This window comes from Clostridium sp. CM028, assembly GCF_030585565.1.
GTDB lineage: Bacteria > Bacillota > Clostridia > Clostridiales > Clostridiaceae > Clostridium_AD > Clostridium_AD estertheticum_B.
Genome location: NZ_CP077766.1, coordinates 2,014,801 through 2,038,517 on the forward strand (window position 1 = coordinate 2,014,801; position 23,717 = coordinate 2,038,517).

A 23,717-nucleotide genomic window follows, 5' to 3' on the forward strand; every position below is an offset into this window, starting at 1 on the left:
TTATTTATTATTATTGTTTAACAAATACCTACCGAGATATACTGCGCTTGCAGCCGCCTGTGATAAAGAATAGGTTGTTCCTGAACAATCTCCTAAAACATAAAGTCCCTCTTGTTTGGTCTCAAAATATTCATTAGTACTAATTTCAGGTTCATAAAATTTTGCATCAATTCCATATAATAAAGTGTCTTCAGAAATCTCTTTTCCTATTATATCTTCTATTGATTTAATAATTTTTAATAGTGCATCTATATAAATCTTCGGAATTTCATTATATAGATTTCCACCCTCACCTTCAATCGACGGCTGAATACTATTTTTAGTAAGTTGTTCTTTTGTAGTTGCCCTATTATTTATTAAATCCTCAAATCTTTGAAGTACTATTCTTTCTCTATCTTTATTTATAGATTTTATTATACTTGTGGCATATTCGTTCGCCTCAATAAAACAAGAAAAATATTTTGGTACAAGAATAGAAAAATTTAAGTTACAACTCGGACTGTCTGTTTCAAGATAATTTTGACCATCAGCCATTACGATGCCTTTTTGAAACTTTTTGATTACTTTTCCTTTAGGATTCATACAATAAGTTGTAGCTTCAAATCCATCACCTTTGTAATTAATCTTAATTTCAAAAGAATCTTTAAGAATAGAGTCTAACTGATCACCCTTCATTTCAACCCTTACCCCTAAATCCAGCCTTTTTCTATAGGGCTCAATATTAAAAGCTTGACAATATTTCAGAAATTCCGCTCCTCCACTTATACCTGTAGCTAATATAACTATCTTAGACTGGAAAACATTTTCTTTACTATTCAAGTTAAATACATTATTCATTTTATCTATAGCAGTTATATCTAACTCAAACTTAATATCTACCTTATCCTTAAGATGTGAATACATTTTATTTAAAATTCCATAAGACAATGCTGTTCCTAAATGTCTTACTTTTGTAGTTAGTATATTATAATTTTTCTCTTTTACTCTTCTACTAAGTTCTTCATTCTCTGTACTATATAATTTAACTGTGTCTGCACCAAATAGACATAAGATATTATCGATACATTCCATTAATTCTAGTGCAGTTCTGTTTCCTATTTTTTCACCTAAATAACCACCAAAATCATTAGTGTAATTAAATTTTCCCTCAGACCTACCCATACCACCAAAACCTTGAAATTTATTACATGGTTTACAATGGATACATCTTTTGCTTAATCCGTTTTCCATTGGACATACCCTGTCTATAAATTTTCTTCCCTTTTCTATCATCAGTATTTTTAATTTTGATTTTGTCTGTACCAGAGTATATGCGAGGAACATCCCACTAACTCCTGACCCTACTATAGTAATATCATACATATATTTATTCCTTTCATATCTCTTAAAAATATTTTAATATTAGGGGGCTGTACCCGATATTGTCAATTAGGCACCAATTATGCAGTTAAATTTTGGTTTCACGGCATCTAACTTTTCTTTGTTTTTTAGATATATGAGTGTAAACTAAGTAGACTGAGACTATACATATATAGTATGTATCGTTTCATAGAGGCCCCCCAATGCAAATTAAAAATCATGTTAATTTATAAATCCCTTATTTATATTAACATGATTTGATTTATAAAGTAATATTTTCAAAGGATTATAGAAATGAAGCTGATGCAAAGAACTGTTTTATCGAAGGAGATGGTAGTTGTAATAAATATAGGCTAATATGGTAATTCTATTGCCGTTTTGGTTCCAGTAGAATTTGGAAAAGTTTAAAAAATAAAGTTTCATGGAAAACGAGAGAACAAAAAAAGAGTGTACCTCATGAAAGTAATTAATTTCAATGGATACACTCTTTTTCGTTTTAACTATTCCCTAAATTGTAAAATAAGAGGGGTTTTAGGACATATACCAATATTTTCTACAATGCTAATGAACTTACAGTCTTAGTTTCTTAGTTTCTTAGTATAATATTGTTTAACTCTATGAGCTAAATAATAGAACGCAAATCCGATACCACATCCAACTGTATTTAAAATAAGATCATCAATATCAGATACCCTACTAATAAATGGAAGTTGCATTATTTCAATGATTAAGGAAGTAATAAAGCCTATTGTAATCACTTTTGAAAAACTATCTAATTTTGAAAATGTAAGAGGTATTATGATACCGATAGGGATAAACATAGCAGTATTTCCAATTACATTAATCAGTGTATCTCGGATAGAGCCTTCATAATCAAAAAGATTAACTAATGGAATAAAATTTATTCTGAATGGATAAATTTTATTCATTTCCAAAGTAAGTGGCTGTATATGACCATTGACTAAATCAAAAGGAAAGAAAGTAAATCTTAGTATTACAGCTACACAAAAGAATATAAACGCTCTTTTAAGTTCATATTTCCAATTAATTTGCTTATTTTTAGAATTAATTATAATTCTACTTATTATCCAGGTTGCTATAACAATCATAACAATCGTATAGTAATATATTTCTATCATAGTTACTCCTATCTATTATCTAAACAATTCTTGTTATATTTATATATCCTTAAATTAGGAATAACAAAAATTTTATTTATTATTTAAACGCTATTATTTTTCTGATAGTGTATATATTACAACAGAGAAATGCATTTTGCAATAGTTGAAGGATATATTACGGTAGTAATGATTTTTATATACTATAAAAAATCATTAAAAATGAATTAAAATAGAATTATATAGTAATATTCTTAAGTTTCTCTCTATCCAAAGTTGCTCCAGATATTTTTTCTTGATAAATAATATCTACTCCAATTTCATTTAATTGTTTAATTTGTCTTTCTTCATTTTGGTCCTGTGAGCTTACACGAACATATCCTATTTTTCTCAAATGTCCGCCTCCATTCTGATACAAGTCTTATGGGACAGTCCAAATACTTATTTTACCATTACTAATCAATTATACCAATAGGGCGTACCTAATGACACTATTAAAATATGTTTCACTGGGGTTATAAAAAGGACATATGAAATGTTTCAAATAGAAATAGGCTTGTTGCAACACTTATAAAACAATATATAGCCACATGTTGGATATTACTTCCATCATGTGGCCTATTTTTACCCGTATGTTGGCTGTACCCGCCCCCCCGAAAAGGTATATTAGCCTGTTAATATGAGGCAGTACGGCATCCCTGTGTACTTAAAAGTAATATATTACATAATAATATCAAATATTATTAAGTAACATTCAAACTGAAAGTAACACAATACTAATTGTGTTACTTTCACATTGAGTCTATTTCCCATTCCTTAAAAATTTCATTTTGAAGAGACTGTAAATAGTTTTAAAGTTGTTTTTATATTTTATTTTATATACATCTTGTTATAGTATTCGTCTAACATTCTCTCTACTGAAAATTCATAGCTTGTAGTTTTAATACTTTCTTTCATCATCTCTATCCACTTTTCTCTATTTTCATAATAGGTAGTCATAACCCTATTTATTAAAGTATCATAAAGAGCTTCTGTATCATGTTTATCTAATTCTACTTCTGATAAATCATCAAGACCCACTGCATCTCCAAACTGCCATCCATTTACACCGTCCTTGCAAGCTTCCGGCCACCACCCATCTAGAATAGAGCAGTTAAGTACACCATTCATCGCAGCCTTCATTCCCGAAGTGCCACTAGCTTCTAAAGGTCTCCTTGGATTATTCAACCAAACATCCGAGCCCCTAGTTAGCATCCTTCCTATATTCATGTCATAATTTTCTAAAAACACTACGCTATTTGGATACTTCTTCATCATCCTTACAAGCTTTGCTACTATTTCTTTTCCTGTATCATCAAGTGGATGAGCTTTTCCTGAGAATACGATTTGAACTTTTCCACTTTGGAGTAATGGAGAAATAATTTCTTCATCAGTAAATATCAAATCGCTTCTCTTATACGGTGCAGCTCTTCTTGCAAATCCGATAAGTAACTTATCCGGATCAAGCGTTATGGCCGTTCTTTCTTTAATAAATGCTATTAATTCCTTTTTAACAGTTATATGGGTACCCCATAGGTCTCCATTATTTTCATATGCCTTAGTGATTCGATTATCTACCCAAGTAGGTTTATGAATTCCATTAGTTATCCCAATAATAGATGGCCTTCCAGCAACTGTTTTCCACATTTTATTTGCAGTTTCCATGTGGAGTTGAGCTACGGCATTAGCCTTTCTTGAAAGCCTAAGTCCTGCTATTGTCATATTAAATGGTTCTCCACCAAATCTAATCATTTGCTGCCTAGTTAATCCATTAAATGCTCCCATGTACTCTAATTTGGAAACATCATGAGATTCATTACCTTCAACTATTGGAGTGTGAGTTGTAAATACTACTTCCTCACGTGTTTTACTCCAAGACTCCTCAAAACTATATCCTGATTGCATTTTTTCTTTAATAAGCTCTGTAGCCGCGAGTGCCGCATGCCCTTCATTGAAATGGTATACATTTATAGGAATTTCCAATGCCCTCAAAGCTTTTACTCCACCAATACCTAGCACCATTTCTTGAGCAATTCTTTCTTCTCCAAACCATCCATACAACTGTCCAGTTATCCAATTGTCACCATTTTCCGGTATATCAGTATCTAAAAGGTATATTGGGTTATTCCCAAATTCCTCTAATTTCCAAACCTTACACACTACATCCAAATTTCTGATTTTAACAGTTACTTTTACCCCTGTATCCTTTAAAAAATCATAATTATAATTATGATATGTATCGTATACTTTTCCATTTTCATCTACAAGTTGCTCAGTATACCCTTGTTTCCACTTGAGACCTATTCCCACTAGTGGTAGATTTAAATCTTTAGCTCCTTTTAAATGGTCACCTGCAAGTATTCCTAGTCCGCCTGCATAAGTTTTAAAGTCTGATTGTAGTCCATACTCCATACAAAAATAAGCAACTCTTGGAAGATTGTTAATATCCATTAATTTTCCCTCCTATACTTTTTTAGCACTAACCAATTAAAAATTAAATTTAATTTTTAATTGGTTGTTTTCTTTTGTATTTGTTGTAATTGTATCTTTTATAATCATTATACATAATTTTTTAGTTTAATGCACGCGTTTGCACAAAAAACATATTTTCCTAAAAATACTTTATTAAGGTTCCTCAGTTTTTTTTGAATTTCTAGTTTTAAAACTATGCTTTAGTACCATATAATACAATAACTGTACTTATTATTTAATTCTAAGATTCCCTTTAATCGTTATCACCACATATTATAAGGAGTTGTGTTAGTATGAATTTAAAATCCGCCTTTAACCCCCTAAATCGTAAAAATAAATTTATTTTTTTAATATTAATAATCGGGGTAATAATGATTAATTCGATTATAATCAAATTTAATAATGATAAATCTATAACTTCTACCCTTATATCGGAAAGATTATCTAAAATTTCAGAACTTTCTACATTAAGGTATAATTATTCAAACATAATATCTCTAAGAGATAATAAAAAATTAAAAGATTACTCTATTCCATTTACTGAAAAATCATTTTTAATAAAATACAATGGCTATATTAAAGCTGGAGTAGATTTAAAAGATTTAGATGTTCTTGTCACTAATGATAGCGTTACTATAACTTTAAAAAAAGCTAAAATCTTAGATCATGTAATAAATAGTAAAGACTTATTCATTTATGATGAAAAATCCTCAATGTTTAACAAGCTTAGTATGCAAGATATGATAAACGAAATCAGTAATGAAAAAGTTAAGGTTGAAGCTGATTTAATAAAAACAGGATTTTTAGATAGCGCTAATGCTAATACTAAATTACTTTTACAAGGCATGCTATCAAATATGGGTTTTAAAAATGTAACAATAATTTTCAAATGAAAAATAAAAAGGATACATCCATATGAGGCGCATATGAGACTCCTAAAATTTAATAGTAATTATTTCTAATTATAAAAAAGCAGAAAACACATTGTTTTTCTGCTTTTTAATGTTTAATTTTACAAAATCATTATATTACCATCCTCCAGAAGATCCTCCCCCACTAGATGAACCGCCTCCAAAGCCTCCGGAGTCATCTCCAGAACCTCCGAAGTCTCCAAAAGATCCTCCATCACTTGATGAACCTCCTCCGAAGCCATCACCGTTCCCTATATTACGAACAAATTGAAAAAGCCATAATGCAAAAAATCCTATTACCAGGCTTTTCTTACCCCTTTCAACAAGATCTGAGCTTTCAAGTACATTTGAGTCTCCAACATATTGTGGAACATTAACGTCCTTATCTAGTTTTACATTGTATTCTTTAGCTATATTATCTGCTAGAGCTGAATATGCTGCACGAAGACCTTCTCCATATTGATTTTCCTTGAATTTGGGAACTGCAAAATCATTCATAACACTTGAGGAATATATATCCGTAACCGCCCCTTCTAGACCTGTGCCTACCTCCACTCTCCACTTTTTTTCTTCCATTGATAATAGAATTAATAATCCATTATTTTTATATTTTTGTCCAATACCAAAGCTTCTAAAAATGCCAGTAGCATAAGATTCTATAGTTTCTCCCTGCAGTGAATCTATAACTACAACAGTAGCCTGCGCACCTGTTTTAGCTTCTAATTCTTTACCTATGGACAAAATATATTCTGCTGATTTACTATCTATCACTTTACCGTAATCATTAACATATTTCAATTCTGTAGCTTTAGGATATTCGGTCTCTGCATTCACTAGCTTCATCGCTGTTATTTGACTCAGTAAAAATATACTTATCATACCTACAAAGATAATTCTCATCTTAATCTTTTCTTTGTTAAGTATTCTCCATGGAATATCATAAATCTTCCTAATTAATTTCATTAAATAATTCTTCATATTGTAACTCCTATTTATTAAAATCAACTTTTGGTAATTCTTTAGCTGATTCACTAGCCTTATAATATGTCTTTTCATCAAATCTAAAAACCCCTGCAATAATGGAGTTAGGAAACAACTTCTTAGTTTGTAATTTCTATTTATAAGTTTTGAACTTGTGTTGGATTAATCCAATGTTCTCTTAAAATTGCATAATGAACAACGTCATAAAAAGTACCTTTAACCTTTACTTCCTGTAGACCTGTTCCTTCATATTTCATTCCACATTTCTGCATAACACGACCCGAACCTTCATTTCCTACATAATGTGTAGCTTCAATGCGATTCAATTCCAATTTTGAAAATGAAAGGTCTAATATTAAACTTAACACCTCTGACATGTAATTATTGTTCCAATATTTCCTATTCAATACATACCCAAAACTTGCTTTATTATGTTGAATACATAGTCTTAAATCAATGCATCCAATACATTTATGCTCTGATTTTAATTCAATTGCAAAAACTCCAATTTTACCTATATAAATTTTTTTTACTACGTCCTCAGTTTGTGATATATCCTTATACGACGGCCATGTTAAATATTTTGTTACAATATCATCACTGGTATATAAGAATACATCATCTACATCCTCTATAGAAAATGGTCTCAGAATTAATCTGTTTGATTCTAAGATAGAGTTCTCTTTTATAATTTCACTATAATCAATCATGTTCTGCACCTCATTATATACAATTTGTGTTTTTCTACCATTATGTAATAATACAATACCAATCAGACATAGCTTCTAAGAATATTATACCATTATATACTGTTTTTACAAACCTATAAATGTCACAAAAGTAAACCTTTTTTGTTGGCATTATTTGATGTCACAAAACTATGAATTTTATATTTTGCGACAGTATTTAAAGATAATTATCAAATTTTTACATGTGCGATGTTTGAGTATAGTATGATATACTTTTATTGGGTTTCCTTTTGGTATAACATGTGAGCAGGCTTTTGAAAATGGGTTAGTTGAAAATAATGAAATAAGTGATGAGGAGCTTCCATTTTAATAAGAAAGAACACGAACCAGGTGGGTGGAAGATTAGAGGAGGAGAGCTTTGCAGTATAAAGTGATTCATAAATTGAAAGAGCGTAGGTTTATTAATAAAATTTCTAAAAGTGAAGAGGCAGTATTTGACTATTTAGAAAAGCATTTTAATTCTATCCCTCGGTTGTCAGTTATAGAACTAAGTGAGAAAAGTTTTACATCGCAAGCAACCATTAATCGTGCATGCAAAACTTTAGGGTTTAATGGTTATAGTGAACTGAAGTATGCAATTAAAGAAGATCTATCATTTATCGAAACTCACAGTCAAGAGCGTATTAATAAAACAGAATTTTTTCTAGAAAAAATAAATTTCGAAAGTGCAAAAGATATTATTAAATATTTCAAAGGGAGTTATGTGAAATTATTGATTTATGGTCTTGGAGGATCAGAAATTTCAGCTAAATATTTTCAAAGACAGCTATTATACCTCGGAATTCCTACAGTATTTGTTAGCGAAATAAAAATGCTTGATCAATTTAAGGATTATGTAATTGTTATTTTTTCAAGCTCTGGGGAAACTCTTAGGATAAATCAAATAGCAAGGAAAGCTAAGAGTTACAATATGCAGCTGGTATCAATTACTAAAAAAGATAGTAGCCTTGCTCAAATTAGTGATGGTGTTTTTTACCATGAAGTTAATATGGATAAACTAGATGGTATTTCTAGGGAACAACAAATTCATATGATTATTATGGTAAATGAGCTTATTGATCAAATAGCCAAGGTATTATAAAAAAATGAATTGTATTCTTTTCACATAGTAGAACCACTACTATGTTTTTTTTTGCACAAATTTTATGTATAATTATCCGTAAACTTGGAGATAACAAGGTAATAAAACGTCGTATAATGAAAATGTAAAGAATTACATCGCAGTAGGGAGGGTCACAATGAAAAGAGATATAAAGATACTTATGCATACGCATTGGGATCGTGAATGGTATTTTACAAAAGATGAAACACAGGTGCTACTCAGAAACCATTTCCAGGAAGTAATTCAGTTTTTAGAGGAACATGAAGATATTATATATATATTAGACGGTCAAAGTGTCATGATAGATGATTTTTTGGAGGTGGCACCAGAATGGGAAGATCGGTTAAGGGCAGTAGTACAGTCAAATCAGCTTCGCACTGGACCATGGTACACCCAAACAGACTTACTGATTGTCCATGGAGAATCAATAATTCGTAATTTATATTATGGGATTAAAACCGCACTTAAATATGGAGACGTGATGAAAGTTGGGTATGCGCCAGACACTTTTGGGCATTCCAGTCAGATGCCACAAATTTACAAACAGTTTGGTATTGAAAGTACAGTCTTTTGGCGAGGGTTCAGTGAATTAATGGCCCCAAAATCAGACTTTATTTGGGAAGGAATTGATGGAAGTAGAATTTATGGAATTAATCTTGCCACTGGTTATCAAGGAGCCAAATATTTAGAGTCTGATTATGATGCTTTGAAGCAGCGTACGGGGAAAATTCTAGAGGTACTAGATAACTACAGTGCAGGTAATGCCAGGCTTGTTATGAACGGTCACGATCAGATGCCTATCCAAAAAGATATACATCTTATTATAAAACACTTAAAAAAAATATATCCCGACGATAATATAAGCGTTAGTGATTTTGAGAGTTACGTAGATTCTTTAAGGGATTGTAAGCTTGAAGTTGTAGAAGGAGAGCTTATCCACAGCAAGCATGCACGAATTCATCGAACCATCAATTCTACAAGAATGGATATTAAGCTACTTAATACTGAAATTGAATATAAAATGTACAATATTTTAGAACCTTTAGCAGTTTTAGCATCGCATTTAAAATTAGACTACCCTCATGCACTATTCGCTAAATGTTATAAACAGATGTTTGGGGCTCATGCTCATGATAGTATAGGCGGTTGTAATTCAGATTATGTAAATCAAGATATTAAGAAAAGATTACTAAATGTGAAAGAGGCTGTGGATACACAAACTGAGTTGTATATGAGGTTAATCTCTTTAGGAAATAAGAATCAAGATGAAAAAACCATTACAATTTACAACTTTTTACCGCATTTAAGAAAAGATCAATTTGTAGAAATTGAATTGATTACGCGTTCAAGTAATTTCGAGATCCTAGATGAAGAAAGTAATCATATTGAATATGTGTTATTAGAACAAGAATTGGTTGATGCGGGACTTATTGATCGTCAAGTGGCTGCTCGCTTATTGGATATAAAAGTCTATAAAAGTAAAGTAAAAGCAAAAATAAATGAAATAGATGGGCTTAGTATTCGCTATTTAAGTTATAAAGACCTTGAGGGGAATAAGCAGGTAAATATAAACAATGATGAGTCCATTGAAAATGAATTTTATGAACTGCTAGTTCAGGAAAATACAATATCATTGAAAAATAAATCTACCGGTGAAGTTGTACAAAATGTAATTTCCATTGAGAATAGTGGTGATGCAGGTGATAGTTATGATTATTCACCGCCACACAAAGATATACTTATAAATCATCAAAATGTTAACATTACAAATATTACCACCATCAAAGGTAGTAATTTAGAAGTACTAAAATGTATTCTTAATTATATTGTACCAAATGACCTTAATGAAAGAGCAGAAGGCAAGCTTAGCACAGAGGTATGTTTTGAAGTTAACATAACCTTATATAAGGGAGATGCAAAAGGTTATGTGCAAATAAGGCATACCAATATGGCCATGGATGCCAGATATCGATTGGTATTTAATACAGAGATTGTTTCCGATACAGTCGAGGTAGATTCTCATTTATCTGTTGTTAAAAAGCCTGTGTATAACCATAAAGAACTTTCAGTTTGGAAAGAAGAAAAATGGGTGGAAAAACCTGTCTCTATTGAAACTTTTCAATCCTATATTTCTTTAGAAAATGAAGATAAGCAAGGAACTATTTTTGCTTATGGATTAAAAGAATATGAGGTTTACGATAAAAACATTTATATTACACTCTTTAGATGCTTTTCCCACCTTGGAAAACGTGAACTTATAAATCGGCCAGGAAGACCTTCAGGCATTGAAATTGAAACACCTGATAATCAACTCCAAAATCAGAAATTTACATTTAACTTAGCATTTACTTTCCATAAGCCAAAGGTTAATAAAGCCTTTGAAGGAAAAGAATTTTTAACTCCTATTATGGGGTATCAATTAAAGGAATTTAATCGTTTTAATGTTAATATACCTAGGTTTACAACCAATATTAATACAAGTTTAAATTTGGATTTAAATGGATGCGTTGTATCTGCATTAAAACTTACAGAACAAACAAATGATCTTTTTATACGGATGTTTAACCCTAAGGATGAGAATGTTTCACTTGTTTTCACAGAAGAAACTTACTTAGCAACTCCAACCGAAAACAAATTAGAGAAAATAACAGCCTACACTATTAAACCACAAGAAATTTTAAACATTATAATTAAAAAATAGAATTCTTTTAGTTATAACTAATTAATAACATAAATTTAAAATTAACCTAAATATTAGGGGGCTATTAAATGTCAAATTTTAAGAAGAATTTTCAAAGCTTTGGGAAGTCATTATTATTTCCAATTTCTTTATTGTCCTTTATGGCAATATTTTTGGGGCTGGCTGCAGCGCTTCAGAATCCAAACATTATTAAAGCGATACCTTTTTTAGGAAATGAGCCATTACAAATCTTTTTAGGACTTATCCGTAAAGTATCCGGACTGCCATTTGCACAACTTCCTTTATTGTTTGCTATGGCAATCCCACTTGGAATGGTAAAACGTGATAAAGAAGTTGCAGTGTTTTCTGCAGTTGTTGGCTATATTGCAATGCTTGTTGGTATAAGTTATATTTTAAGCGTGCAAGGACTTACACCATTAACAACAACTGTTGAATATTTAACGGCAAATAAATCAATGAGTCAAGTGGATGCAATCTTGAAGAATTCATTATTTACAAATATGCTTGGAATATTTGTCTATAACATGAATGTGATTGGCGGTATTATAGCAGGTCTTATGGGAGTTCTAATCCATAATAAATTCAGAAAAACGGAATTACATCCAGCCTTATCATTTTATAGTGGTAAGCGATTTGTTCCAATTATCTCAGCACTTATCATGGTAATTGTGGGTATGATACTAGCATTTGTTTGGCCAGCGATTAATGCAGCAATTATTTCCACAGGAAAACTTATCAGTGAAGCAGGACTATTTGGAGTTTTCCTTTATGGGTTTACAGAAAAGATCATCAATCCTACAGGATTACATCATATTTTAAACCAAACATTCCGTTTTACGGCATTAGGTGGGATAGAGACTATCGATGGGAATAATTTAGTTGGTGCAATGCAGATTTATCTTTATCAACTAGATAACAATTTACAGTTTTCAACAAATGCAACACAGTATTTAGCACAAGGTAAAATCTTACACATGGCATTTGGAATGCCAGCTGTAGTATATGCTATTTACCGTAAAGCTCTTCCAGAGAAGCGAGACAAAGTGATTAAATTCTTTTTAGCTGGTTTAACTGCGGCTATTCTAACAGGAATTACAGAACCGATTGAATTTACATTTATATTTATTTCTCCTCTCTTATGGATTGTGAATTCTGTTTTTGCAGGTCTTTCATTTTTAGTACCTGCTATGTTTCATGCTGCTATTGGAAATATTCAAGGTGGAATTATTGACTGGTTTGTTTTCGGAGTATTACAAGGTGCACAAACGAAATGGGTTATTTACTTGTTTTTAGGCCCGATTTTCTTTGCAATGTATTATTTCTCATTTAGCTTTATTATTTCTAAATTCAACGTAATGACAATTGGAAGAAGTAAATCTGACTTTGAAGATTCTGAAGAAGAAACGGGAACTGGAGAAGCTTTAACTGGTGATGATAAAATTTCAGCACGTAATATCGTTGAAGGCCTAGGCGGTCTTGACAATATTGTGGATGTAGATAACTGCATTTCACGTTTGCGTGTTGAGTTAAAAGATGGTTCAAAAATAAATAAGGATTTAATAAAAAAGACAAAACCAAATGGTATAATTATTCCTGATCCAAATACAATTCATATTGTTTATGGGGGAAGAGTTACAAAAATACGAAACATGGTAGATGATTATATTTACAATTTAAAATCAGTAAAATAATATAAATAGGAGTGATTCAATTGAAAAAGTTTAACGTAACGCTAGTTGGGGGAGGAAGTACATGGACTCCAGGACTATTACAAAGCCTATGTAAAATGAAAGAAACATTCCCAATGAATAGGTTAGTCCTGTTTGACATTGATGCGCAAAGACAATCAATTATTGGTGAATTTGCAAAGGTGTTATTTTCAGAAAACTATCCAGAATTAGAATTTTATTATACAACAGATGTAGAAGAGGCTTATAAAGACGTGGATTTTGTGTTTATGCAGATGAGAACTGGCGGATTTAAAATGCGTGAAAAAGATGAAAAAATACCATTAAGTATGGGGCTTGTAGGACAAGAAACTTGTGGTGCAGGTGGATTTGCTTATGGATTACGTTCTATAGGTGATATGATAAACACTATTAATGATATCCGTAAATACTCAAAAGATGCATGGATTTTAAACTATACAAATCCAGCAGCTATAGTGGCAGAGGCAGTTAGAAGAGTATTTCCGGATGATAAAAAAATATTGAACATGTGTGATCAACCTGTAAATTTATTAAGATCTTACGGTAAAATTTTAGGAATGGATTCTAGTGAGTTTGAACCAGTTTACTTTGGATTAAATCATTTTGGTTGGTTTACACATTTATTTGATAAAGATGGAACAGACTTAGCTCCAAAGTTAAGAGAATTAATATGTGAAAATGGGTTTAAGCCTGTTGATGCAGAGCAACGCGACAAATCTTGGCTTGCAACTTATGAGAATGTTTCAAAGATGCTTAAAGACTTCCCAGAGTATCTTCCAAATACCTACTTACAATATTATTTATATCCAAGCGAAAAAGTAGCACACTCAGATCCAAATTATACTCGTGCTAATGAAGTAATGGATGGTAGAGAAAGAAAAGTGTTTGAAGAATGCATACGAGTTACACAAGTGGGTACTTCAAGAGGTTCGGTACTTGTACACAATGATGCACATAGTGAATTCATGATAGAAGTTGCCCAGTCTATTGCTTATAATAAACAACGTATATATATAGTAATAACTGAAAATAATGGTGTGATTTCAAATATTCAAGATGATGCAATGGTAGAAGTAGCAGCTGTAATGACATCTAATGGACCAAGACCCCTCGCTGTAGGAAATATATCTACTTTCTATAAAGGATTAATGGAGGGTCAATTAGCTTATGAAAAGCTAACTGTCGATGCATATATGGAAGGTTCATACCAAAAAGCTTTGCAAGCTCTAACTTTAAATAGAACAGTAGTATCTGCTGAAAAAGCACGTAAAGTACTTGATGCGTTAATTTTAGCAAATAAAGGATATTGGCCAGAACTTAAATAAACTTTGCAATTGATTTATAAGCGATTTATAAAGAGGGGATATAATGAAAAAACTTAAATTTGTGATTGCACCTGATTCTTTTAAGGAAAGTGTAAGTGGATTTGAAGCATCCCATGCTATGAAAAGTGGCATAAAGAGTATCTTTAAAGATGCAGAATTTGATATTATTCCTATGGCGGATGGTGGGGAAGGGACCTCTGAGGTTATAGTAAATGCTCAAAAAGGAGAATTTAGAAACGTAATAGTTACAGGTCCTTTAGGTGAAAAGACAGAGGCTAGATATGGATGGTTAGTAGAAGAAAAAAAGGCAGTAATTGAAGTGGCAGAAGCTTGTGGGCTGTATTTAGTGGAACACTCTAAACGAAATCCAATGTTTACAACAACTTTTGGAGTTGGAGAAATGATTCTTGATGCTTTGAATAAAGGAGCAGATCACTTAATAATTGGACTTGGAGGATCTTCTACAAACGATGGAGGTCTAGGGATGTTACAAGCATTAGGAGTGATAGCTCTAGATACGGAGGGTAATGAATTAGGACTTGGTGGAAAAGAGTTAATTAAAATTCATAAATTAGATATTTCTAAGATGGATACTAGACTAAAAAAAATAAGTATAGAAGTAGCCTGTGATGTCCAAAATCCTTTTGTTGGGGAAAATGGGGCAACTAAAGTTTTTGGACCTCAAAAGGGTGCCAAAGGCGAAATTGCAGATGAACTCGAACTTGGAATGATTAATTTTGCCAAGGCATTAGTAGAAACCTTTGACTTTGATATTTCTAATATACCAAAGACCGGTGCTGCAGGCGGATTAGGTGGGGCTTTCCTTTTATTAAATGGTAGTTTATTAAGGGGTGTAGATTTAGTTATAAAGCACACTAAATTTGAGGAGAGAATTAAAGATGCAGATTTTATTATAACTGGTGAAGGAAGTATAGATGGCCAAACAAAGTATGGAAAAACCATAGCTGGAGTTGCACACATTGCTAAAAAGTATAATATACCAACCATTGTGCTCGCTGGCAAAGTTGGAGATGATATAGACGAATTATACTCAATGGGAGTAACTTCAGTTTTTGGTATAGTAGATAAGCCTAAAAACTTAGAGGAAGCGCTGAAAGATGGATATAATAGCATTAAAAAAGCATCTGAAAATATTGCTAGATTGATAAAAGTATTGTATTTTAACGTAAAAGAGTAAATTATAGCAGAACCAACAGTTGTTGTGGGGAAAATTTCGAGTGTAATAGAATGGGGAAGTCTTGATGAGGAAATAATTGAACCGGTAATTTGATGGAAAACTTTTACATTAAATTACCGGTTTTACGCGTATCTCGGTTCCCCTTATTAATATTTCGACAATAAAAGTATGTAGGAAGTGCACCTTCTAATAAAGAATTATCTTAGTTACTTAAGATAATTCTTTATATTCTATTTAAGTAAAAATTAAATTAACGTATTAGCACTCGTCTGCCACCGCTGTTAGCGGTTTAGTTCAATTTTTATTTCACGTCATTTGTCTCTTTTCATGGTTATTTATTAATTTTGTTTTTTATATACTCTTTCATAGATGCGATGGCTTTTGTTATTCTACTGAATTCTAAAAGCCATCGTTATAAATGTTACTATTTTGTAAACTTTTATATTTTCATCCTATATTATACCACAAAATAAGGAAAATTTCAAGTCTTGTACTGTTGATAATGAAATGGTATTAATTATTAGAGGTGATAATTTTATGGATCAAAAAAGCATGACCGCATTGATAAGCGCATTTTCAAGGGCATATCATTCAGTACAAAATACAGAAAAAGTATTTGATGATTACTTGGCAAAAGACATTTTAACTGAGAATGAATACGAACAAATTTCAAGTAACATGTCAAAAGGAATCAATTTTTTCAATCCATTATTTGACGGTACACAGAAAGAAGCATTACATTGGATTGTAGATAATCAATTATCTCCAACTCCACTTGGTAGATCAGCATTTGCGGAGAAAGCACTTGAAAATGCTGTGAGAGTTGGCGCAAAACAATATGTAATTTTCGCTGCCGGTTATGATACATTTGCATATCGTCAGCCTGATTGGGCATCAAACATTCAAATTTTTGAACTTGACCATCCGGCCACTGGTTCTGACAAACAAAATCGTATTCAATCAGTATTATCAGAAAAACCTACCAATCTGCACAGTACATGAATACTTGATACACCTTTAGTAATTACAGGAGTAACAAACTGGACTACACTATAAATAATATGCTCATTAACTTCTAATCTTATATAGCAGATAAGGTAAAATTAAAGCATAGGAATTCGTTTGCTTATTCTCCTTTATGGATGCAGAGGTTGCGAATAGCACTTTAGAACCTGATAATTACCCCTTCGATACCAATACCACTCATAAGCTTTCATAGTGATTATTTGTAAATATTAAAAAGCAGAAAACACATTGTTTTCTGCTTTTTAATATTTAATTCCACCAAATTATTTTATTACCAACCTCCAGAAGATCCTCCGCCACTTGATGATCCTCCTCCAAAGCCTCCAGAGCCACCTCCGGAACCTCCGAAGCCACCACCATTTCCGCCACCACGTCTACCGATTGAACTCCAAAATAGCAATGTAATAATAAATCTGGTTATTCTTCCTCTATTAAGAACAAAGTCAAGAAAAACTAATACGATAAATCCTATTCCTAGAATTCCACTTCCCTTTTTAGAGACGTTTGAACTTTCAACATATTGTGGAACATTAACGTTCTTATCTAGTTTTACATTATATTCTTTAGCTATATTATCTGCTAAAGCTGAATATGCTGCCCTAAGACCCTCTCCATATTGATTTTGCTTAAATCTTGGCACTGCAAAATCATTCATAACCCTTGAGGAGTATATATCCGTAACAGCCCCTTCTAGACCTGTACCTACCTCAACTCTCCACTTTTTTTCTTTCATTGATAATAAAATTAATAGCCCATTATTTTTACCCTTTTGTCCAATACCAAAACTTCTAAAAATCCCAGTAGTATACGCTTCTATAGGCTCTCCTTGCAGCGAATCTATAACCACAACAGTAGCCTGTGCACCTGTTTTGGCTTCTAATTCCTTACCTACTGACAAAATATATTCTGTAGATTTACTATTTATCACTCCAGCGTAATCATTAACATATTTTAATTCTGTAGCTTTAGGATATTTGGTCTCTGCATTCACTATATTTATAACTGTTACTTGACTCAGTAAAAATACGCTTATCATAACTGCAAAAATAACTTTTGTGCTGATTTTTGCTTTCGTAATCATGCTTGATGAAAAATTATGAATGTTCCTAATTAATTTCATTAAATAAGTCTTCATATTCTATCTCCTACTTAGTAAAGTCAACTTTTGGTACTACTTTAGCTGATTCACTAGCCTTATAATATGCCTTTTCATCAAATCTAAAAATCCCTGCAATAATGTTCGTCGGGAATTTTTTAATTGTGCTGTTGTAACTTGAAACATTTGTGTTATAATCCTGCCTCGCTGTTCCTATTCTATTTTCTGTACCTTCAAGAGCTACCGTTAAGTCCCTAAAATTCTGACTAGATTTTAAATCCGGATAATTCTCTACAACTACTAATAGCCTTGAAACCGCACTTCCAAGTTCGCTATCCGCTTGCGCTTTATCTGGCACCGTTTTTGCTCCTGCAAGTTTAGCCCTGGCATCTGCTATTTTTATAAATATATCTTTTTCCTGAGATGCATAGCCTTTCACCGTTTCTACCAAATTAGGAATTAAATCAGACCTTCTTTGCAATTGTGTATCTATGTTTCCTTCTGTAACTTTTACCTTTTGTTCTAAACTTACAATCTTATTGTAACCTCCAATAATAGGCATTGTTATTACTAGAAATATTGCTGCAACAATTGCAATCGTTCTTAATGTTTTATTCATTTCTATACCACCTTTTTGTTTTATAGAATATATAATAGTTATTAACTATTTCATGTATCTAATTATAATAGATATAATTATTAAAGCAAATTTATCCTTATATAATAATTTATGAATTCATTAAGCGTACTATACTAATTTGCTATTTATTCTTTAAAATTATGTATTATTTCAAAAATATATTATTTAAATTTATCCTTTGGTTAACAACCTTTTATTAAATTTTAAATAATTGTAAAATCTGATTGGAATATAAAATAAAGGAACCCATTATGATATGCTCCCCTTATGGTAGACAGTTAAAATAATAAAACTGTTTACTATAAGGAGGGCTATTTTTTTATGGGAAGAAAATCAACTATATCAGACCAACAAAAAATTAAGGCTGTAACATCATATTTAAATGGAAAAGCTAGTATGTTAAGTTTATGCAACAAACTTCAAGTACATAAGAGTTCTTTTCAAAAATGGGTAATACGATATAAATCAGAAGGTGAAGCTGGGTTAAAACATTCTAGCAAAAATACTTCTTATACTGCCAAAATCAAGATTAACATTGTAAAAGAATATCTTGATGGGCATGGCTCACTGAATGATTTATGCATTAAGTATCATATTTCGTCAAATACAGTTTTATGCAATTGGATAAAGAAGTATAATGGTCATGAAAACATAAAATCTTCTGGAACAGGAGGAAAAATAATCATGACCAAAGGACGCAAAACTTCTTATATTGAACGCATTGAAATCATAAAGTACTGTATTGAAAACAATAACAGTTATAATAAAACTGTTGAAAAATATAAGGTATCTTATCCTCAGATTTATACCTGGATGAAGAAGTATAATCAGTTTGGTATTGAAGGGCTTTTGGACCGACGTGGAAAGCCAAAGGCTGAAGAGTTAATGACAGAAGATGAAAAGCTAAAAGCTCAATACAAGCTTTTAGAAGCACAAAATAGAAGATTACGGATGGAGAATGCTCTTCTAAAAAAAATCCAAGAGATAGAAAGAAGGCGATATTAAGCGAAGCTAGATACGAAGATACTTATCTTGCAATCCAAGAATTATCTAACAAAGATAAATTTCCTATAACTGAGTTGTGCATTATAGGCGGCGTTAGCCATTCTGCATATTATAAATGGCTACACAGAGAAAAAAGTAACCGAGTATTGAAAAACGAAGAATTATTAAAGCTTATTTGTGAGTTATATGAGGAAAAAGACGGTATCTTAGGCTATCGCCAGATGACGATTAAAATCCGTAGAGAATATAATAAAAAAGTTAATTATAAACGAATTTATCGTCTGATGCAGATATTAGGATTAAAATCCGTATGCAGAAAAAAAAGATATAATTATATTAAGTCAACTCCTGAAGTTACTGCAGAAAATATTTTGGATAGAAATTTTAAAGCAGAACAAGTCAATAAAAAATGGCTTACAGATGTAACCGAGTTTAAATATGGGAGAAGTGGACAAAAGGCTTATCTAAGTGCAATATTTGATTTAGGTGATAGAAGTATTGTTTCATATGTCATTGGTCATTCTAATAATAACCAATTGGTTTATCAAACCTTTAATCTTGCTGTTAAAGTATACCCTGATGCTAAACCAATATTTCATAGTGACCGAGGTTTCCAGTATACTTCAAAAATATTTAAAGAAAAACTAAAAAAAGCTGGAATGATACAGAGCATGTCGAGGGTTGGGCATTGTATTGATAATGGTCCAATGGAAGGATTTTGGGGAATCTTAAAAACAGAAATGTATTATCTTCATAAATTTGAAGACTATGAAAGCTTAAAGAAATCGATTGAAGACTATATAGAATATTATAATAATAGACGTTATCAAAAACGTTTAAAGTGCATGACACCAATGGAATATCAGCGATATCTATTAGGTAATGCAGCATAAATAAAGCGCCTACCAAATGATAGACGCCTTACATAAAATCTTTAATTATTTCCACTGTCTACTTGACAGGGGGCAGTTCATTATGGCTTCCTTTATTTTACTAAATTATCTAGCATTCTTAAACAGACCCTAAATTTTCACTCTCCCAATGCACTGCTTTCAATAAACGCGAAGGTTTTTTTTATGTATTCTTCTGTTTTGTAATTTCCTAATCTAACATTCATTCTCACTAAAAGAGAATTTAACTTTAAAATTTCCTGCGAACTAATCTCTTTCAATTCTTCAAAGATTAGTAAAGTTTTTTGATTCTTGTTATAATCTTCTATTATTAACACTTCACCTTGCTGAGATATATCTAAGTAATAGGCATTTTTTATTAGAGCTTTTTCTTTATGAATAAAATGCTTACTATTTAAATTCTTTACTATTACATGAACTGTAGAAGGTGACCAAAAGCTAATTTCACTTAATTCACTTGATGTAATACCTGGGAATGCAGCAATTATCCACAATGCCCTAAGCTGAGCATAAGTTACATTAAATTCCTTAAGTGGTTCACTATGATTGCTTTTAATAGTTAATATGAATGTTCTTAAAAGATTATATACACTAATAGTCTTTTTTATAATACTAACTTCATTTGTATCAAAATCTGTTAAATCAATCTTTAAATTCATTTCATTAAGCTTCTCAATATAATCAAAAATAAACTCTTTGTCTTCTTTTATTATAATTCCAGTAAAAATTTCTATAATAAAATCTAATTCCTTATGTGAAAATAATCCTATTAAGTCAAAAAGATAGATCTTTTTTTTCTTATCCTGTTTATTTATATAAATAAACCAATTACCCTTTTCTGTTAATTGAAATTTATATGCCTTTTTATTATTAGCTTCTTCTTTAAATATCAAATTTTTGCTCATCAAAATTTTAATCATATTACTAACAGTAGGCGAAGTCCAGCATCCAATCCTTGCGACGCTACTAAGTGAAATTCCTGGAAACACTTTGATAATCCAAAGAATTCTAAGTTGTGGCAAAGTTATACCTGAAGTTTCTACCATCCTTGCGTAATTAGATTCAATTTTTAAAAAAGCATATCTCGCTAGATTATATAACGAATGTATATTAAACAAATGCTCATTTTGTTCCATAATATGTCCCCTTATATGTTAGTTTAGCATTAATAGGATTTATTATTTCACACGCCTATCTAACATTCAATATTGTATCAAAAATGTTATACCAAATCAATAAAAGGATTTTCTCTTATAACAAAATATATTTTTTTTGTGTAAAATATGATATAATAAATATGTTATACAGTATTTAATATCACGTATACCTAAATACAGTTTTGTTGTTTATAGAATTTTAATATCAAAAACTAATATATTTGGAGTAAAGTAATATTCAAGTATAATAATATTAAAAATAATTATATTTGGAGTAAAGTAGTACTCATATGTATCTATTTTTAATATTCGAATGCTAATTAAAATAATACTCTTTTATAGTTATTTTTAATATTCGAATGCTAATTAAAATAGAGGAGTGAAAATTATGTTCGTCCCAAAACTATTTACCTGTTTAAAAAATTATTCTAAAGAGCAGTTCATCAAAGATTTTGTTGCTGGAATTATTGTTGCTATTATTGCTCTCCCCTTATCTATCGCTCTTGCCATAGCTTCTGGTGCCTCTCCCGAAAAAGGGATTTATACAGCAATCGTCGGCGGATTTGTAATCTCTTTGCTTGGAGGAAGCAGGGTTCAAATTGGTGGTCCTACTGGTGCTTTTGTAGTTATTGTATTTGGTATTGTTGAAAAATATGGCATCGATGGCCTAATTGTATCGACAATACTCGCAGGCATCTTTCTTATAATAATGGGACTTCTTAAATTTGGTGGTATGTTAAAATTTATTCCCTACCCTATTACCACCGGATTTACAAGCGGTATCGCTATTATTATTTTCTCCACTCAGATTAAAGACTTCTTTGGGCTAACCATGCAAACCGTGCCTTCAGACTTTGTTCCTAAATGGATTGCTTACTTTAATAATTTAAACACTTTAAACATGCATAGTATGATTATTGGTATTCTTTCACTTTTAATAATTATATTTTGGCCTAAAGTAAATAAAAAAATTCCAGGGACGCTTGTCTCGATAGTGATAGCCACTATATTAACCCTTTTATTTAATTTAAATATAGAAACTATCGGAAGCCGGTTTGGTGAGATTTCAAGTTCATTGCCCAGTATTTCTCTTCCTCATACTTCTTTTAGTATGATAAAAGAACTCATGCTTCCAGCTCTAACAATTGCAATTTTAGGTGGTATAGAGTCCTTACTATCTGCAGTAGTCGCTGATGGTATGATTGGTGGTTCACACCGATCTAATATGGAACTTGTAGCTCAAGGGTTTGCTAATATTTGTTCTGGTCTTGTGGGAGGCATTCCTGTAACTGGTGCAATAGCACGAACTGCCGCTAATGTAAAAAACGGTGGCAGAACTCCTGTTGCGGGTATTGTTCATGCTTTAGCACTGCTCGTAATACTTTTATTATTTATGCCATATGTAAAACTTGTACCTATGTCGTCTTTGGCAGCAATATTAATTATAGTGTCGTACAATATGGGAGAATGGGAATCCTTTAAGCAAATATTTAAAGCTCCTAAAAGTGATGCTTTAGTGCTCTTAGTTACCTTTTTTTTGACACTCTTCCTCGATCTAGTAATCGCTATAGGAGTAGGCTTACTTCTTGCATCATTGCTATTTATGAGAAGAATGGCAGATGTTACAGACGTACGATTTGTTCTAGATGAACATAAAGACGAAGACCAAGTAGAGCTTATAGATAGCATAAAGACTCCAGAAAATGTATCTCTATATGAAATTAATGGACCTTTCTTTTTCGGTGCAGCAGATAAATTTGTACATGCTATTAGAGAAATAGGTATTCCTACTAAAATTTTAATTGTAAAAATGCCCAATGTACCTGCTATAGATGCTACGGGATACCACGCTTTAAAAATGCTTCACTCCCTTTGCACAAAACATCACACTCAGTTAATAATATTAAATCTTCAAGAACAGCCTACTAATGTTCTTGAAAAATATGGGTTTATAGATATTCTAGGAAAAGAAAATTTCTGCAGTAATGTTGAAGAAGCTATTGCTAGGGCTAATTTACTACTGAAAACTCCTAAAGTCTCATTAAAACATCAAATTTTATAAAATAGTAAGAGATATCTTACCTATACTAAAAAGTACATTGGCATAAGTCAGTGTACTTTTTATTGTTTAAGCCCTACCTGTTTCAAATACAAGTACTCTCCAAAATCATATTTTTGTAATTAACCTATATTTAAAATAAAAAATATTTTGCTTTAA

Annotated in this window: 19 protein-coding genes and 1 pseudogene; 10 read left to right on the forward strand and 10 right to left on the reverse strand. The window is 31.4% G+C overall.

Features of this window, described 5'->3' with window-relative positions; translation table 11 throughout:
- From KTC94_RS09430 to glgP, 4 genes and pseudogenes are all read right to left on the reverse strand, one after another.
- Positions 1 to 1,362, reverse strand: coding sequence for an NAD(P)/FAD-dependent oxidoreductase (locus KTC94_RS09430; protein ID WP_216302324.1), 1,362 nt, complete (start codon positions 1,360 to 1,362; stop codon positions 1 to 3).
- Positions 1,363 to 1,937: 575 nt separating this feature from the next.
- Positions 1,938 to 2,498: a VanZ family protein gene (locus tag KTC94_RS09435; protein ID WP_220320378.1), complete on the reverse strand. Its 561-nt coding sequence runs from the start codon at positions 2,496 to 2,498 to the stop codon at positions 1,938 to 1,940.
- A gap of 226 nt (positions 2,499 to 2,724) precedes the next feature.
- Positions 2,725 to 2,871 (reverse strand): annotated as a pseudogene (locus tag KTC94_RS09440) (recombinase family protein); the annotation flags it as partial.
- Between the two features lie 476 nt (positions 2,872 to 3,347).
- Positions 3,348 to 4,967 carry an alpha-glucan family phosphorylase gene (gene glgP / locus KTC94_RS09445; RefSeq protein WP_220287261.1) on the reverse strand — a complete coding sequence of 540 codons (1,620 nt, stop codon included), beginning with the start codon at positions 4,965 to 4,967 and terminating at the stop codon, positions 3,348 to 3,350.
- A 392-nt stretch (positions 4,968 to 5,359) separates the two neighbouring features.
- Between glgP and KTC94_RS09450 the strand changes: the two genes are divergently transcribed.
- Positions 5,360 to 5,881 (forward strand): DUF4230 domain-containing protein, encoded by a 522-nt coding sequence (locus tag KTC94_RS09450; RefSeq protein WP_220320380.1) that lies wholly within the window; start codon positions 5,360 to 5,362, stop codon positions 5,879 to 5,881.
- A gap of 135 nt (positions 5,882 to 6,016) precedes the next feature.
- On the opposite strand, the gene KTC94_RS09455 is transcribed toward KTC94_RS09450, so the two are convergent.
- From KTC94_RS09455 to KTC94_RS09465, 3 genes are read right to left on the reverse strand one after another with little or no spacing between them, the layout of a single operon-like run.
- Positions 6,017 to 6,877 carry a YgcG family protein gene (locus KTC94_RS09455; RefSeq protein WP_220320381.1) on the reverse strand — a complete coding sequence of 287 codons (861 nt, stop codon included), beginning with the start codon at positions 6,875 to 6,877 and terminating at the stop codon, positions 6,017 to 6,019.
- A gap of 10 nt (positions 6,878 to 6,887) precedes the next feature.
- Positions 6,888 to 6,995, reverse strand: a complete 108-nt coding sequence (locus KTC94_RS09460; RefSeq protein ID WP_216302330.1) for a LemA family protein — start codon at positions 6,993 to 6,995, stop codon at positions 6,888 to 6,890.
- Between the two features lie 22 nt (positions 6,996 to 7,017).
- Complete coding sequence (locus tag KTC94_RS09465) at positions 7,018 to 7,590, reverse strand: GNAT family N-acetyltransferase (RefSeq protein ID WP_216302331.1); 573 nt, start codon at positions 7,588 to 7,590, stop codon at positions 7,018 to 7,020.
- 397 nt (positions 7,591 to 7,987) lie between these two features.
- On the opposite strand from KTC94_RS09465, the gene KTC94_RS09470 reads away from it, so the two are divergent.
- The 6 genes from KTC94_RS09470 to KTC94_RS09495 all read left to right on the forward strand — a co-directional run bounded on the left by KTC94_RS09470 (position 7,988) and on the right by KTC94_RS09495 (position 16,666).
- Positions 7,988 to 8,710, forward strand: coding sequence for a MurR/RpiR family transcriptional regulator (locus KTC94_RS09470; protein ID WP_165413641.1), 723 nt, complete (start codon positions 7,988 to 7,990; stop codon positions 8,708 to 8,710).
- A gap of 157 nt (positions 8,711 to 8,867) precedes the next feature.
- On the forward strand, positions 8,868 to 11,432 hold the full coding sequence (locus tag KTC94_RS09475; RefSeq protein ID WP_220320382.1) for a glycoside hydrolase family 38 C-terminal domain-containing protein: 2,565 nt from the start codon (positions 8,868 to 8,870) through the stop codon (positions 11,430 to 11,432).
- Positions 11,433 to 11,500: 68 nt separating this feature from the next.
- Complete coding sequence (locus KTC94_RS09480) at positions 11,501 to 13,123, forward strand: PTS transporter subunit EIIC (RefSeq protein ID WP_216302333.1); 1,623 nt, start codon at positions 11,501 to 11,503, stop codon at positions 13,121 to 13,123.
- Positions 13,124 to 13,143: 20 nt separating this feature from the next.
- A complete protein-coding gene (locus KTC94_RS09485; protein WP_220287252.1) occupies positions 13,144 to 14,466 on the forward strand; it encodes a 6-phospho-alpha-glucosidase in 1,323 nt (440 codons plus the stop codon).
- 43 nt (positions 14,467 to 14,509) lie between these two features.
- Entirely contained in the window at positions 14,510 to 15,664 is a 1,155-nt protein-coding gene (locus tag KTC94_RS09490) for a glycerate kinase (protein WP_220320383.1), read from the forward strand.
- Between the two features lie 537 nt (positions 15,665 to 16,201).
- A complete protein-coding gene (locus KTC94_RS09495) occupies positions 16,202 to 16,666 on the forward strand; it encodes a class I SAM-dependent methyltransferase (protein ID WP_220320384.1) in 465 nt (154 codons plus the stop codon).
- 295 nt (positions 16,667 to 16,961) lie between these two features.
- On the opposite strand, the gene KTC94_RS09500 is transcribed toward KTC94_RS09495, so the two are convergent.
- A complete protein-coding gene (locus tag KTC94_RS09500; protein WP_369811902.1) occupies positions 16,962 to 17,792 on the reverse strand; it encodes a YgcG family protein in 831 nt (276 codons plus the stop codon).
- Positions 17,793 to 17,835: 43 nt separating this feature from the next.
- Positions 17,836 to 18,405: a LemA family protein gene (locus tag KTC94_RS09505; protein WP_216304635.1), complete on the reverse strand. Its 570-nt coding sequence runs from the start codon at positions 18,403 to 18,405 to the stop codon at positions 17,836 to 17,838.
- 342 nt (positions 18,406 to 18,747) lie between these two features.
- Between KTC94_RS09505 and KTC94_RS09510 the strand changes: the two genes are divergently transcribed.
- Positions 18,748 to 19,431 carry a helix-turn-helix domain-containing protein gene (locus KTC94_RS09510; protein WP_258280590.1) on the forward strand — a complete coding sequence of 228 codons (684 nt, stop codon included), beginning with the start codon at positions 18,748 to 18,750 and terminating at the stop codon, positions 19,429 to 19,431.
- Entirely contained in the window at positions 19,425 to 20,324 is a 900-nt protein-coding gene (locus KTC94_RS09515) for an IS3 family transposase (RefSeq protein WP_258280758.1), read from the forward strand. The genes KTC94_RS09510 and KTC94_RS09515 overlap by 7 nt, the downstream gene beginning before the upstream one ends.
- 137 nt (positions 20,325 to 20,461) lie before the next feature.
- Here KTC94_RS09515 and KTC94_RS09520 read toward each other — a convergent pair whose 3' ends face one another.
- Entirely contained in the window at positions 20,462 to 21,478 is a 1,017-nt protein-coding gene (locus tag KTC94_RS09520) for a MarR family transcriptional regulator (RefSeq protein WP_216304580.1), read from the reverse strand.
- 409 nt (positions 21,479 to 21,887) lie between these two features.
- Here KTC94_RS09520 and KTC94_RS09525 point away from each other — a divergent pair, with 409 nt between their 5' ends.
- Entirely contained in the window at positions 21,888 to 23,561 is a 1,674-nt protein-coding gene (locus KTC94_RS09525; RefSeq protein ID WP_220320451.1) for a SulP family inorganic anion transporter, read from the forward strand.
- The last annotated feature ends 156 nt before the right edge of the window (positions 23,562 to 23,717 follow it).

Coding starts and splice junctions, on each gene's coding strand:
- KTC94_RS09525 (WP_220320451.1), top strand. CDS start 21,888: ATGTTCGTCCCAAAACTATTTACCTGTTTAAAAAATTATTCTAAAGAG.
- KTC94_RS09520 (WP_216304580.1), bottom strand. CDS start 21,478: ATGGAACAAAATGAGCATTTGTTTAATATACATTCGTTATATAATCTA.
- KTC94_RS09475 (WP_220320382.1), top strand. CDS start 8,868: ATGAAAAGAGATATAAAGATACTTATGCATACGCATTGGGATCGTGAA.
- KTC94_RS09435 (WP_220320378.1), bottom strand. CDS start 2,498: ATGATAGAAATATATTACTATACGATTGTTATGATTGTTATAGCAACC.
- KTC94_RS09465 (WP_216302331.1), bottom strand. CDS start 7,590: ATGATTGATTATAGTGAAATTATAAAAGAGAACTCTATCTTAGAATCA.
- KTC94_RS09480 (WP_216302333.1), top strand. CDS start 11,501: ATGTCAAATTTTAAGAAGAATTTTCAAAGCTTTGGGAAGTCATTATTA.
- KTC94_RS09455 (WP_220320381.1), bottom strand. CDS start 6,877: ATGAAGAATTATTTAATGAAATTAATTAGGAAGATTTATGATATTCCA.
- KTC94_RS09490 (WP_220320383.1), top strand. CDS start 14,510: ATGAAAAAACTTAAATTTGTGATTGCACCTGATTCTTTTAAGGAAAGT.
- KTC94_RS09510 (WP_258280590.1), top strand. CDS start 18,748: ATGGGAAGAAAATCAACTATATCAGACCAACAAAAAATTAAGGCTGTA.
- KTC94_RS09505 (WP_216304635.1), bottom strand. CDS start 18,405: ATGAATAAAACATTAAGAACGATTGCAATTGTTGCAGCAATATTTCTA.
- KTC94_RS09430 (WP_216302324.1), bottom strand. CDS start 1,362: ATGTATGATATTACTATAGTAGGGTCAGGAGTTAGTGGGATGTTCCTC.
- KTC94_RS09450 (WP_220320380.1), top strand. CDS start 5,360: ATGATTAATTCGATTATAATCAAATTTAATAATGATAAATCTATAACT.
- glgP (WP_220287261.1), bottom strand. CDS start 4,967: ATGGATATTAACAATCTTCCAAGAGTTGCTTATTTTTGTATGGAGTAT.
- KTC94_RS09495 (WP_220320384.1), top strand. CDS start 16,202: ATGGATCAAAAAAGCATGACCGCATTGATAAGCGCATTTTCAAGGGCA.